Genomic DNA, 12,462 nt, shown 5'->3' with positions numbered 1-12,462 from the left:
ACAGTGGCTTCCAAGTCATTACCCGAAAGGCTCGGGCAGTTCTTTGATGACCTGGCGCGGCACTCGGGACACACCTTATGACCGGATTTCTCCAATTGGTTCCTGTCAGGCGATGGCGTGGGAGAGGGCTTGTCCCGCGATGAGGCCATAACGGCCCAGGCGCTATATAGTGGTCCCCACCAAACGACAACAAGGATTCCAAGGCGTGCTGGCAACTTCCCTCGTACTGGTCGCAGCCCTGCTCCATGCCACCTGGAATACCTTGATCAAGTTCAGCGCCGAGCGCTTGCTGGTGATCGCCAGCATGGACGTAGTGGCACTGCTGTTCGCCCTGCTGGCGGTGGCCTTCGTCGATTTTCCGCCCGCCGAGATCTGGCCCTGGCTGCTGGCCTCGGCACTGGCCGAGCAGCTGTACCGCTTTCTGCTGATCCAGGCCTATCGGGTTGGCGACCTGGGCCTGGTCTATCCGTTGATGCGTGGCCTGTCGCCATTGGTGGTGTTGGGCCTGACCCTGGCTTTTGCCGGCGAATCGCTGAGCCAGCAGCAGATCATCGGCATCCTGCTGATCCCCTGTGGCATGGCGTGCTTGCTCTGGCAGGGCGGCGGCGGCGACCGCTTGCCCTGGTCGATGCTGCCGGTGGTGGCGCTGATCGGCCTGTGCATCGGCTGCTACACCTGGTTCGACGGCCAGGCCGTACGCCTGTGGGGCAAACCGTGGGATTACCTGGTGTGGCTGAGCCTGCTCAGTTCCTGGCCGTTCCCGCTGCTGGCCGGGGTGGCCCGACGCGGGCCGTTCATGCTGTTCTGGCGGACCCAATGGAAGCTGGGCCTGGCGGTCGGATTCTGCGTACTGTTCAGCTACGCTCTGGTGCTCTGGGCCATGCACCTGGGCTCGGTGGCCGAGGCGGCGGCGCTGCGCGAACTGAGCGTGATCCTCGTGGTGCTGTTGGGCATGCGCTACCTTAAAGAACCTTTTGGCGGGCCAAGACTCCTAGCTTGCGGGCTGGTGCTGGCCGGCATGCTGGTGATGAAACTGTGAACCGATTATTTGAGAACAAGGAGTCCTACCCATGACCGTCGCACTCTGGTGCATCCTGATCGCCCTGATCCTGCCCCCGCTGTGTGCGTTGATCGCCAAGCTCAGCAGCGGCTATTTCGGCCTGCGCGCCAATCACGATCCGCGCGCGTTTCTGGACAAGCTCGAAGGCTTGCCTCGGCGTGCCCATGCCGCCCAATTGAACGGTTACGAGGCGTTTCCCGCCTTTGCCGCTGCGGTATTGGTGGCCGATATCGTGGGTAATGCCGAACAGGTGACCCAGGACGTGCTGGGGGTGATGTACATCACCAGCCGGTTGCTCTACATCATCTGCTACTTGGCGGATTGGGCGGTGTTGCGGTCGTTGGTGTGGTTCGTCGGGATGGCGTTGATCGTCTCGTTCTTTGTCGTTTCGGTCTGAATGCATCGCGGGGTAAGCTCGCTCCAACGATGGAAGCGAGCTTGCCCCGCGACAAAGCCGATCAAAGCACCTTCGGGACGTCGGGCAGAGGCTGGCCCTTGGGCCAAAGCATCCAGATCTGTCCTTGCTGCTTCATGTTCCCTGCCAGCTCGCCGGCCTCTGGCCCGGTGCCCCAGAACAGGTCTGCGCGGACCTCACCAGTGATGGCGCCACCAGTGTCCTGAGCGCCCACCGGGCGCACGACGGGCGCGCCGTCAGGCCGCGTGGTCGACAGCCACAACAGGCTGCCAAGGGGGATCACTTTGCGGTCGATAGCCACGCTGTAGCCAGCGGTCAGCGGTACGTTGAGCGAGCCGCGAGGGCCTTCGTTGCTATCCGGTCGGGTACTGAAGAACACATAGCTCGGGTTGCTCGCCAGCAGCTCTGGCACCCGCTGCGGGTTGGCCTCGGCCCAAGCGTGGATGCTGCCCATGGTCACCTGCTCCTTGGGCAGTTGGCCCTGCTCCACCAACCAGCGGCCGATCGGGCGGTAGGGATGGCCGTTCTGATCGGCATACCCCAGCCGCAACTGGCGGCCACCTTCCAGCTGGATGCGACCGGAGCCCTGGATCTGCAGGAACTGCAAGTCCATCGGGTCGGTCAGCCAAGCCAGTACCGGCGCCTTGGCACCGTCGCGGTTGATCACTTCGGCGGTGTCATAGGGCTTGAGCACCCGGCCATCGAGGCGCCCGCGCAGGCGCTTGCCCTTGAGCTCGGGATAAACGCTGGCCAGGTCGACCACGATCATGTCCTCGGGTACGCCGTAAACCGGCACATGCGCGGCTTCAGTGCGCTCCAGGCTGCCGGGGTAGACCGGCTCGTAGTACCCGGTGATCAGGCCGTTGGCGTTGTTCTCTGCCGAACGTAGCCCGTACACCTGGAGATTCTGCTCGAGGAAGGTGCGTACCTGATCAGCGTTCGTCGTGGCTGAACCGGCTGCCTCGCAGGTTGCGGCCCAGACCGAATCGCGCTTGAGCTTCTCGCAACCGTTGCGCCAGGCATAGAAACCGGCCAGCAGGTCGTCGTCGCTGACCTGGGGCAGGTCCTTCCAGGTGGCTGGCACATAGGTGGCGAGGGCATGAGGTTCGGGCTTGGCGCTTTCGCCGCCGTTGCAGCCGACCAGGAGCGCCAGGGCGGGCAGGGCCCAGGCGAGATGACGCAATGCAGATTTCATCGGGTGGGTCCTGTGCTGGGCGAAACATGAACATTCGCCCTTGTTTTCTGTGTGGCTATTGGTCTTTGCCCGGCAGGCAGCGATACTGGCGGCCCGTTTGCCTGGCCAAAGAGACCGTGATGTTCAAGCGATTGACCGTAGTACTGCTCGCCACCCTCGCCTTGACCGCCTGCGATGGAGTCGACCCCAACTCGCCGCTGGGCCAGCGCAAGGCGATCTTCAAGCAGATGCTCAAGACCAGTGAAGACATGGGTGGCATGCTGCGCGGGCGTTTGCCGTTCGACGGCGTGAAGTTCGCCGAGGGCGCGGTGAAGCTGGATACCCTGGCCCATGAGCCTTGGCAGCACTTCCCGCAGGTGCGCGACGAGGGTGATAGCAGCGCCCGAGCGGAAGTTTGGGAGCGCCAGGCGCGGTTCCAGGACCTGGCCCGGCAGCTGGAGGGCGTTACCGGCGAGCTGGTGACGGTGACCCGCAACCCGTCGCTGGACGCAGCGCAGATGAAGGCACCGATGGACAAGGTCGAGGCGGCGTGCAAGGCCTGTCATAGCGAGTTTCGCAATCACTGAGCCGTGGGAGGCTGTTGTGGGAGCTGGTTCGCTCCCACATCGAGGGGTGTTCGGTCAGCGCTCGAGCTCGTCCACGGCTTCCTGCAGTTCTTTCTTCGCCTCGGCCAGCTTGTCCTTGCGCTTGTTGATCTTTTCCGCGTCGCCTTTCTTCATGGCTTTGTCCAGGTCTTTGGTGCGCTGGTTCACTTCGTGGCGGGCATCGAGCACTTTCTGCTCGCGCTCTTTGCGCAGGCCAGCGTCGGTGCAGTTGTCCACGCCACGCAGCGCCTCTTCGAGCCCGGCGATCTGGTCGCTGTTGCCATGGTCACGGGCAATCTTCAGCTGGTTCTCGATGGCGCTGCGTTTGGCGGCGCAGCCGGTCAAGCCTGCATCCGGCTGGGCGGCTTGCGCGGCGCCGGTCGCCAGGCCAAGGGTGGCCAGCAGGAAAAGAGCGGTGAAACGTGTCATGAAAAGCCTCCTGAGCGGGGCGGGGCAGCAAAAGTTGGTGGAATCCTGCCTTGGTTTGCCGGATTTAGGAACCCTTGGTGGGTCTTTAGCCGGCAAACTCGGAGTTACCCTACGGTCGTCATTGTTCGGCGGTGTCGTTCGAGCGCTGGAAACCGGCGATACGATACCCGCCCAGTTGCGTAGCAATGGCTTGAACATCTTCTGTTGCAAAAAATACCTCGAGCTGTTTCGATCTTGCGCCACCGACGCCCGTCAAGGCTTGCCATGCATCAGCCGACCGCGCGGCAAGTGTCGACCAGTCGGCCTCCAGCGGCACTCCCTGAGGCAAGGGCGCGCCCAGCGCCGTCAACCACTGGCGGAAGGGTTGCAAGCGAGCCGCTGCAAAATTGTCATGAAGCTGTCGGGCCCTGGCAGCGCCGAGGCCCGGCACCGCCGCCAGGGCCTGGGTATCAAGCTCCAGCCAGTCCACTAGGGTGGTCACCAGCCCGGCATCCACCAGTCGCCGCCAGGTGCCCGGCCCGATCGCCTGCATGGCTAGTCCCTGCTTGCCGCTCATCCAGCTCAGGCGGGCGATGAATTGATCGTCGCAGTCAGCGCCGGCTTGCCAGCAACTATGGGCGTCGTACCGGCCCGCTGGCGGTGACGCGACGGGCCGTCGTACGAGCATGCGATGTACCACGGCGTCAAACCGCGGAATGGTGAGGCCGGCAAGGCTTATAGCCACCTGGTCGCCCGGGCGAATGTCGAGTTTGTGCCAGCGCGCCAGGGAGCCCAGGCTGACCTGTGAAATCCGACGGTCATCCAGCTCGACAGGGGCCACGTGCAGGATCGGTGTCACCTTGCCCGTGCGCCCAACGCGAAAGCGCACTTCGCGCACTTCGGCCAGTGCTTGGGAGAAGGGGTATTTCCAGGCCGCGATCCAGTAGGGGGGCTTGGCCTGCCAGCGTTCGGCGGGCGGGCGGCGGCCCTGGCGCAGGATCACTCCATCGGTGGCGAAGGGCAGGGCGGAGCGATACCAGCGCAGGCGCATCTCGGCGGCCTGCTCCGGGCTGTCGATGGCGATGCTGTAGCGCTGGCTGTCGACAAAACCCATGGCGGCCAGCTGCTCGAGGCGCGCCTCCTGCGATTGCGGTCCCTGCGGCCAATCCCAGACGAACAGGCCGATGCTGGCGCCCTGGTCAGTGTCCAGTTGCTTGCGTGCCAGCAGCCCGGCCACGCTGCCCCGTGCGTTGACGCTGCCTGCCTGGGCCTGCACGTGGCCATCCAGGCGCTTGTACAGCTCCCCTTGCAGCACCAGGTCCATGGGCTGCGGCAGTTGCCGGGTAACGGCGCCCAGCGCGGGAATATGCCGGCTCCAGTCATGGCCCTGGACGCCATCGCCGCGGCTGAGCAGGCGGACCAGCCGGCCCTGCTGGAAAATCAGGGAAACCGCGACGCCATCGACCTTGGGCTGCATCCAGACGTCGTGCTTGCCGGCCAGCCAACGGCGCATCGCCTGCTCGTCGGGGAGCTTGTCGACGCCGGTGTGTGCGATCGGATGGGGCATCGGGCCACGTGCGCTGGCCAGCGGGTCGGGCGCCGCGTCTGGCAGGTTGAAGCACCGTTGCAGGCGCAGCAGGTGCTGGCGGCTCTGGTCATAGAGCTCGTCCGCCACCAATGACTTGCCCTGGCGATGGTAGTGATCGTCCCAGCGGGCCAGGGTCTCGCCCAGCCGGGCCATTTCGGCTTGCGCCTGGGGCGCGCTCCAATCCGGACATTCGCCGGCCAGCGCGCTGGCGAAAAGAGTCGGCAGGAGCATGAGTATCGACAGCAAAGGCATGGCCGGCATCCTTGCGAGGCGGGAAGGAGTCCTCAGCCTAGGTGTCGGTTGCTCGGTGCGACGTGCCGCATTGTCAGGCGATATGTCACGAAAAAGCCCCTGCCGATCGCTCGGCAGGGGCTTTCCTTCACTGCTGTAGGAGGCTTACAGGCCAGCGGCGTCGCGCAGGGCGGCGGCGCGGTCGGTGCGCTCCCAGGTGAAGGTGGTGAAGGTGTCATCACCCACGGTCTTCTGCTGCGGGGTGCGGCCGAAGTGACCGTAGGCCGCGGTTTCCTGGTACATCGGGTGCAGCAGGTCGAGCATGGTGGTGATGGCGTACGGACGCAGGTCGAAGCACTCGCGCACCAGTTGCACGATCTTCTCGTCCGAGACCTTGCCGGTGCCGAAGGTGTTGATCGAGATGGAGGTCGGCTGGGCCACGCCGATGGCGTAGGACACCTGGATCTCGCAACGCTCGGCCAGGCCGGCGGCGACGATGTTCTTGGCCACGTAGCGGCCGGCGTAGGCGGCGGAACGGTCGACCTTGGACGGGTCCTTGCCGGAGAACGCGCCGCCACCGTGGCGGGCCATGCCGCCGTAGGAGTCGACGATGATCTTGCGGCCGGTCAGGCCGCAGTCGCCCACCGGGCCACCGATGATGAAGTTGCCGGTCGGGTTGATGTGGTACTGGGTACCCTTGTGCAGCAGCTCGGCAGGCAGGGTGTGCTTGACGATCAGTTCCATCACCGCTTCCTGCAGGTCTTTCTGCGAGACCTCGGGGTTGTGCTGGGTCGACAGCACGACCGCGTCGATGCCGACGACCTTGCCGTTTTCGTAGCGGCAGGTGACCTGGGACTTGGCGTCCGGGCGCAGCCAAGGCAGCAGCTTGGATTTGCGCGCCTCGGCCTGGCGCTCGACCAGGCGGTGCGAGAAGCAGATCGGTGCCGGCATCAGCACGTCGGTCTCGTTACTGGCATAGCCGAACATCAGGCCCTGGTCGCCAGCGCCCTGGTCTTCCGGGCGAGAGCGGTCGACGCCCTGGGCGATGTCCACCGACTGCTTGCCGATGATGTTCATCACGGCGCAAGTGGCGCCGTCGAAGCCGACGTCGGAGCTGTTGTAGCCGATGTCGATGATCACGTTACGCACCAGGTCTTCCAGATCGACCCAGGCCGAAGTGGTGACTTCGCCGGCGATGATGGCGACACCGGTCTTGACCAGTGTCTCGCAGGCCACGCGGGCATACTTGTCCTGGGCGATGATGGCGTCCAGCACCGCGTCGGAGATCTGGTCGGCGATCTTGTCCGGATGCCCTTCGGACACGGACTCGGAGGTGAAAAGGGAGTATTCGCTCATCTCGATGGGTTCCTGAAATTTACCGATGTTGTATGTCGCCAATGGCCCGCTGGAAATGCCGGACCTGGATCTGAAAACCGTTACGCAAGCCCACGTAGAGGCTGTCCCCGGGGGTCAGCCCCGCAGCGTTGGCCCAACGGGCCAGGTCGTCCTGCTCGAAGCCAAGCCACAGGTCGCCGCAGGCTTCGCGCGCCCACCCCTGGTCATGGCTGCACAGCTCGGTGACCAGCAGGCTACCGCCCGCCTTCACCCGTTTGGCCAGCAGGCGCAAGGCCAGGGCCGGGTCGCTGAAATGGTGCAGGACCATGTTCAGCACAACGCAGTCGGCTTCCACATCCGTTGCACCCAGTGCATCGGCCAACTGCAGGTTCACGTTGTTCAGTGCATTGCGCTCGCAGACCTGGCGCGCCAGCTCGAGCATGGTCGGGCTGTTGTCCATGGCCGTGACCTGGCCGAAGCGACGGGCCAGGTCAGGCAGGAAACCGCCGTCGCCAGGCCCCACTTCCAGGGCGCTGGCGCCGACCCCGAAGCTGAGCTTGTCGAGCAGCGCCAGCAGGCTTTCGCGGTACTGCGGCAAGCCGGCGATCAGGTCCTGCTGGGCGCGAAACTTTTCTTCGACGCGCTGGAAAAAATCCTGGCTGGTGGCGGCGCGGCGCTGTTGCACCAGGGCGATGCGCGCCTGCACATCCACGGGTAGCGCGAGGTCGTCGGCTTCCTCGAGCAGTGCCGAGTGCAGGCGGCCACCCAGGCGCTGACTGTCGGGCAGGGCGCGGCGGTAGAAGATCGCGTTGCCTTCGCGGCGGGTCGCCACCAGGTCGGCCTGGGCCAGTACCTTGAGGTGGTGGCTCATGCCTGACTGGCCGATATCGAAGATCTGCGCCAGCTCCAGCACGCCGAACGAGTCGTTGGCCAATGCGCGCAGCACGTTCAGGCGCAGCGGGTCGCCGCCGGCCTTGCACAGGGCGGCCAGCTCGTCGCTGCGTTGTGGTGTGATGGGCGCATTGAGGTTCATGGGGCGGGAGTCTAGTCAGGGGATGCTGCCGTCGCAATAGCAATATCAAAAAGTTTTGATATTGCTGGATGGGTGGTGGCCGAGCAGGGGCATTTCTCGTGAAAAGCGGGCCAAACACAGGAAAAAAGCCCGACTGCGACCATACGTCATTGCCCCCGCCCCCCCCTGTGGGCGAAAATGGTCGCCTTTTTTCGCTTCACCACCAATTTCAAGCCCCAGGAGACTCAGCGATGCCCAGCCGTCGTGAACGTGCCAACGCCATTCGTGCCCTCAGCATGGATGCCGTGCAAAAGGCCAACAGCGGCCACCCAGGTGCCCCCATGGGTATGGCGGATATCGCCGAAGTGCTTTGGCGCGATTACCTGAAGCACAACCCGAGCAACCCGAGCTTCGCCGACCGCGACCGCTTCGTGCTGTCCAACGGCCACGGCTCGATGCTCATCTATTCGCTGCTGCACCTGACCGGCTACGACGTCACCATCGACGACCTCAAGGCCTTCCGCCAGCTGCACAGCCGCACCCCGGGTCACCCGGAATACGGTTATACCCCGGGCGTCGAGACCACCACTGGCCCACTCGGCCAGGGCATCGCCAACGCCGTGGGCTTCGCCCTGGCGGAAAAAGTGCTGGCCGCCCAGTTCAACCGTGAAGGCCACAACATCGTCGACCACAACACTTATGTGTTCCTCGGCGACGGCTGCATGATGGAAGGCATCTCCCACGAAGTCGCCTCGCTGGCCGGCACCCTGGGCCTGAACAAACTGATCGCCTTCTACGACGACAACGGCATTTCCATCGACGGTGAAGTCCACGGCTGGTTCACCGACAACACCCCGGCGCGCTTCGAGGCCTACAACTGGCAGGTGATCCGCAACGTCAACGGTCACGATGCCGACGAGATCAAGATGGCCATCGACACCGCTCGCAAGAGCGACCGTCCGACCCTGATCTGCTGCAAGACCATCATCGGCTTCGGCTCGCCGAACAAGCAGGGCAAGGAAGACTGCCACGGCGCGCCGCTGGGCAACGACGAAATCGCCCTGGCCCGCAAGGAACTGAACTGGAACCACGGTCCGTTCGAGATCCCAGCCGACATCTATGCCGAGTGGGACGCCAAGGAAGCCGGTGCCAAGGCTGAGGCCGAGTGGGACCAGCGCTTCGCCGCCTACGCCGCTGCCTACCCTGAGCTGGCTGCCGAGTTCAAGCGCCGCAGCGCCGGCGACCTGCCGGCCGACTTCTCCGAGAAGGCCCAGCAGTACATCAACGAAGTCGCCGCCAAGGGCGAAACCATCGCCAGCCGCAAGGCCAGCCAGAACACCCTGAACGCCTTCGGCCCGCTGCTGCCGGAGTTCCTCGGTGGCTCGGCGGACCTGGCCGGCTCCAACCTGACCCTGTGGAAAGGTTGCAAGGGTGTCGAGGCCAATGACGCCAGCGGTAATTATGTGTTCTACGGCGTGCGCGAGTTCGGCATGACCGCGATCATGAACGGCGTCGCCCTGCACGGCGGCCTGGTGCCTTATGGCGCGACCTTCCTGATGTTCATGGAATACGCCCGTAACGCCGTGCGCATGTCGGCGCTGATGAAGCAGCGCGTGATCCACGTCTACACCCACGACTCCATCGGCTTGGGCGAAGACGGTCCGACCCACCAGCCGATCGAGCAACTGACCAGCCTGCGCAGCACGCCGAACCTGGACACCTGGCGCCCAGCCGACGCGGTGGAATCCGCCGTGTCCTGGAAGCACGCCCTGGAGCGCAAGGACGGCCCATCGGCGCTGATCTTCTCGCGCCAGAACCTCCAGCATCAGGATCGCAATGCCCAGCAGATCGCCGATATCGCCCGTGGCGGTTACGTCCTCAAGGACTGCGCCGGCGAGCCTGAACTGATCCTGATCGCCACCGGTTCCGAAGTGGGCCTGGCCGTCCAGGCGTTCGACAAGCTGAGCGCCGAGGGCCGCAAGGTCCGCGTCGTGTCGATGCCGAGCACCAGCGTGTTCGACGCCCAGGACGCAGCCTACAAGCAGTCGGTCCTGCCACTGGAAGTCAGCGCGCGCATCGCCATCGAGGCTGCCCATGCCGACTTCTGGTACAAGTACGTCGGCCTCGAAGGTCGCGTCATCGGCATGACCACCTACGGCGAGTCGGCACCGGCCTCCGCGCTGTTCGAGGAGTTCGGCTTCACCCTGGACAACATCCTGGGCACCGCCGAAGAGCTGCTGGAAGACTGATGCACCCGGGAGGCTCCGTGCCTCCCGCCTGATCGCGGGGCAAGCCCGCTCCCACAAGGCATCCCGGTGCCTTGTGGGAGCGGGCTTGCCCCGCGATGGTCGTTCAACGCACCTGCACGTGAGTATCGAATGCCCCACCCGCGTCCCTACAAAGTTGCACTCAACGGTTACGGCCGCATCGGCCGCTGTGTCCTGCGCGCACTGTTCGAGCGAGGGGCGAAGGCCGGTTTCGAGATCGTCGCGCTGAACGACCTGGCCGACCAGGCCAGCCTGGAATACCTGACGCGCTTCGACTCCACCCACGGGCGTTTCCCCGGTGAGGTGAAAGTCGACGGCGACTGTCTGCATATCAATGGCGACTGCGTGAAAGTGCTGCGCAGCGCCACCCCCGAAGGCATCGACTGGGCCGCCCTGGATGTCGACCTGGTGCTGGAGTGCTCTGGCGCCTACAACACCCGCGCCGACGGCCAGCGCTTCCTGGATGCCGGTGCGCCGCGGGTGCTGTTCTCGCAGCCAATGGCCAGCGAAGCCGACGTCGACGCCACGGTGGTCTACGGCGTCAACCAGGATTGCCTGACCGGCAACGAACTGCTGGTATCGAACGCGTCCTGCACCACAAACTGCGGCGTGCCGCTGTTGCGGGTGCTGGACCAGGCCTTTGGCATCGAGTACGTACAGATCACCACCATCCACTCGGCGATGAACGACCAGCCGGTGATCGATGCCTATCACCATGAAGACCTGCGCCGTACTCGCTCCGCGTTCCAGTCGGTGATCCCGGTGTCCACTGGTCTGGCGCGGGGTATCGAGCGCCTGCTGCCGGAACTTGCCGGGCGAATCCAGGCCAAAGCCGTACGTGTGCCGACCGTCAACGTGTCGTGCCTGGACATCACCCTGCAGACCGCCCGCGACACCAGCGCGGCCGAGGTCAACCGGGTGTTGCGCGAGGCCGCCCTGGATGGCCCGCTCAAAGGCTTGCTGGCCTACACCGAGCTGCCCCACGCCAGCTGTGATTTCAACCATGACCCGCATTCGGCCATCGTCGATGCCAGCCAGACCCGTGTCTCAGGCCCCCGCCTGGTGAACCTGCTGGCCTGGTTCGACAACGAATGGGGGTTTGCCAACCGTATGCTCGACGTTGCCGAACACTATCTGCACGTCGTCCACCCAACCCGCAGCAAACAGCCCTGAAGGACTGCATTCATGACCGTGTTGAAGATGACCGACCTCGACCTGCAAGGTAAGCGCGTACTGATCCGCGAAGACCTCAACGTCCCCGTGAAGGACGGCGTGGTCGCCAGCGATGCGCGTATCCTGGCAGCGCTGCCGACCATCAAGCTGGCCCTGGAGAAGGGCGCGGCGGTAATGGTCTGCTCGCACCTGGGGCGCCCGACCGAAGGCGAGTTCTCCGCCGAGAACAGCCTCAAGCCGGTTGCCGACTACCTGAGCAAGGCCCTGGGCCGCGACGTACCGCTGGTCGCCGACTATCTGGGCGGCGTCGAGGTCAAGGCCGGTGACTTGGTGCTGTTCGAGAACGTGCGCTTCAACAAGGGCGAGAAGAAGAACGCCGACGAACTGGCGCAGCAGTACGCTGCCCTGTGCGACGTGTTCGTCATGGACGCCTTTGGCACCGCCCACCGCGCCGAAGGTTCGACCCACGGTGTCGCCAAGTTCGCCAAGGTCGCCGCTGCCGGCCCGCTGCTGGCCGCCGAGCTGGACGCCCTGGGCAAGGCCCTGAAGGCACCGGCCAAGCCGATGGCCGCCATCGTCGCCGGCTCCAAGGTGTCGACCAAACTGGACGTGCTGAACAGCCTGAGCACGGTCTGCGACCAGCTGATCGTCGGTGGCGGCATCGCCAACACCTTCCTCGCCGCCGCCGGTCACCCGGTCGGCAAGTCGCTGTACGAGCCTGACCTGGTCGACACCGCCAAGGCCATCGCTGCCAAGGTCAGCGTGCCGCTGCCGGTGGACGTGGTGGTCGCCAAGGAGTTCGCCGAGAGCGCCGAAGCCACCGTCAAGGCGATCGCCGACGTGGCCGCCGACGATATGATCCTGGACATCGGTCCGAAGACCGCCGAGCAGTTCGCCGAGTTGCTCAAGACCTCGAAGACCATCCTGTGGAACGGCCCGGTCGGTGTATTCGAGTTCGACCAGTTCGGCAACGGCACCAAGGTCCTGGCCAAGGCCATCGCCGACAGCGCCGCATTCTCCATCGCCGGTGGCGGCGACACCCTGGCAGCCATCGACAAGTATGGCGTGGGTGCCGATATCTCCTACATTTCTACCGGTGGCGGCGCGTTCCTCGAGTTCGTCGAAGGCAAGGTCCTGCCTGCCGTGGCAATCCTGGAAGAACGGGCCAAGGCCTGAGCGTGAGGGCGTCTGGCA

At 64.8% G+C, this 12,462-nt stretch carries 11 protein-coding genes; 6 read left to right on the top strand and 5 right to left on the bottom strand.

Features of this window, described 5'->3' with window-relative positions:
* The first annotated feature begins 205 nt into the window (after window positions 1–205).
* Window positions 206–1,039 carry an EamA family transporter gene (locus tag KSS90_RS23215; RefSeq protein WP_217867435.1) on the top strand — a complete coding sequence of 278 codons (834 nt, stop codon included), beginning with the start codon at window positions 206–208 and terminating at the stop codon, window positions 1,037–1,039.
* A 31-nt stretch (window positions 1,040–1,070) separates the two neighbouring features.
* Entirely contained in the window at window positions 1,071–1,457 is a 387-nt protein-coding gene (locus KSS90_RS23210) for an MAPEG family protein (RefSeq protein WP_217867434.1), read from the top strand.
* A 61-nt stretch (window positions 1,458–1,518) separates the two neighbouring features.
* Here KSS90_RS23210 and mltA read toward each other — a convergent pair whose 3' ends face one another.
* The gene (gene mltA, locus KSS90_RS23205; protein ID WP_217867433.1) at window positions 1,519–2,670 is read right to left on the bottom strand and encodes a murein transglycosylase A; all 1,152 of its coding nucleotides are present in this window, start codon (window positions 2,668–2,670) and stop codon (window positions 1,519–1,521) included.
* Window positions 2,671–2,789: 119 nt separating this feature from the next.
* On the opposite strand from mltA, the gene KSS90_RS23200 reads away from it, so the two are divergent.
* Window positions 2,790–3,236: a c-type cytochrome gene (locus KSS90_RS23200; RefSeq protein WP_217867432.1), complete on the top strand. Its 447-nt coding sequence runs from the start codon at window positions 2,790–2,792 to the stop codon at window positions 3,234–3,236.
* Window positions 3,237–3,290: 54 nt separating this feature from the next.
* Here the strand turns inward: KSS90_RS23200 and KSS90_RS23195 are convergent, their stop codons facing one another.
* The 4 genes from KSS90_RS23195 to KSS90_RS23180 form a co-directional block, all read right to left on the bottom strand.
* The gene (locus tag KSS90_RS23195; protein WP_217867431.1) at window positions 3,291–3,683 is read right to left on the bottom strand and encodes a DUF1090 domain-containing protein; all 393 of its coding nucleotides are present in this window, start codon (window positions 3,681–3,683) and stop codon (window positions 3,291–3,293) included.
* 118 nt (window positions 3,684–3,801) lie between these two features.
* Window positions 3,802–5,511 carry an NAD-dependent DNA ligase LigB gene (gene ligB / locus KSS90_RS23190; protein ID WP_217867430.1) on the bottom strand — a complete coding sequence of 570 codons (1,710 nt, stop codon included), beginning with the start codon at window positions 5,509–5,511 and terminating at the stop codon, window positions 3,802–3,804.
* A 135-nt stretch (window positions 5,512–5,646) separates the two neighbouring features.
* Entirely contained in the window at window positions 5,647–6,837 is a 1,191-nt protein-coding gene (gene metK / locus KSS90_RS23185) for a methionine adenosyltransferase (protein ID WP_038706913.1), read from the bottom strand.
* Between the two features lie 19 nt (window positions 6,838–6,856).
* Window positions 6,857–7,849, bottom strand: a complete 993-nt coding sequence (locus KSS90_RS23180) for an ArsR/SmtB family transcription factor (RefSeq protein ID WP_217867429.1) — start codon at window positions 7,847–7,849, stop codon at window positions 6,857–6,859.
* Between the two features lie 230 nt (window positions 7,850–8,079).
* On the opposite strand from KSS90_RS23180, the gene tkt reads away from it, so the two are divergent.
* The 3 genes from tkt (at window position 8,080) to KSS90_RS23165 (ending at window position 12,444) form a co-directional block, all read left to right on the top strand.
* Window positions 8,080–10,077, top strand: coding sequence for a transketolase (gene tkt, locus KSS90_RS23175; RefSeq protein WP_217867428.1), 1,998 nt, complete (start codon window positions 8,080–8,082; stop codon window positions 10,075–10,077).
* A 129-nt stretch (window positions 10,078–10,206) separates the two neighbouring features.
* Window positions 10,207–11,268, top strand: coding sequence for an erythrose-4-phosphate dehydrogenase (gene epd, locus KSS90_RS23170; protein ID WP_217867427.1), 1,062 nt, complete (start codon window positions 10,207–10,209; stop codon window positions 11,266–11,268).
* Window positions 11,269–11,280: 12 nt separating this feature from the next.
* Window positions 11,281–12,444: a phosphoglycerate kinase gene (locus tag KSS90_RS23165; RefSeq protein ID WP_217867426.1), complete on the top strand. Its 1,164-nt coding sequence runs from the start codon at window positions 11,281–11,283 to the stop codon at window positions 12,442–12,444.
* The last annotated feature ends 18 nt before the right edge of the window (window positions 12,445–12,462 follow it).

Source organism: Pseudomonas maumuensis (assembly GCF_019139675.1).
Classification (GTDB): domain Bacteria; phylum Pseudomonadota; class Gammaproteobacteria; order Pseudomonadales; family Pseudomonadaceae; genus Aquipseudomonas; species Aquipseudomonas maumuensis.
Note: the sequence above shows the minus strand (reverse complement) of the source record. Positions and strands in the feature narration are given on the sequence as shown.

Bases quoted from the DNA above. Each gene is read 5' to 3' on its own strand.
- KSS90_RS23200 (WP_217867432.1), top strand. From the start codon at position 2,790: ATGTTCAAGCGATTGACCGTAGTACTGCTCGCCACCCTCGCCTTGACC.
- KSS90_RS23180 (WP_217867429.1), bottom strand. From the start codon at position 7,849: ATGAACCTCAATGCGCCCATCACACCACAACGCAGCGACGAGCTGGCC.
- mltA (WP_217867433.1), bottom strand. From the start codon at position 2,670: ATGAAATCTGCATTGCGTCATCTCGCCTGGGCCCTGCCCGCCCTGGCG.
- KSS90_RS23195 (WP_217867431.1), bottom strand. From the start codon at position 3,683: ATGACACGTTTCACCGCTCTTTTCCTGCTGGCCACCCTTGGCCTGGCG.
- KSS90_RS23210 (WP_217867434.1), top strand. From the start codon at position 1,071: ATGACCGTCGCACTCTGGTGCATCCTGATCGCCCTGATCCTGCCCCCG.
- ligB (WP_217867430.1), bottom strand. From the start codon at position 5,511: ATGCCGGCCATGCCTTTGCTGTCGATACTCATGCTCCTGCCGACTCTT.
- metK (WP_038706913.1), bottom strand. From the start codon at position 6,837: ATGAGCGAATACTCCCTTTTCACCTCCGAGTCCGTGTCCGAAGGGCAT.
- epd (WP_217867427.1), top strand. From the start codon at position 10,207: ATGCCCCACCCGCGTCCCTACAAAGTTGCACTCAACGGTTACGGCCGC.
- tkt (WP_217867428.1), top strand. From the start codon at position 8,080: ATGCCCAGCCGTCGTGAACGTGCCAACGCCATTCGTGCCCTCAGCATG.
- KSS90_RS23165 (WP_217867426.1), top strand. From the start codon at position 11,281: ATGACCGTGTTGAAGATGACCGACCTCGACCTGCAAGGTAAGCGCGTA.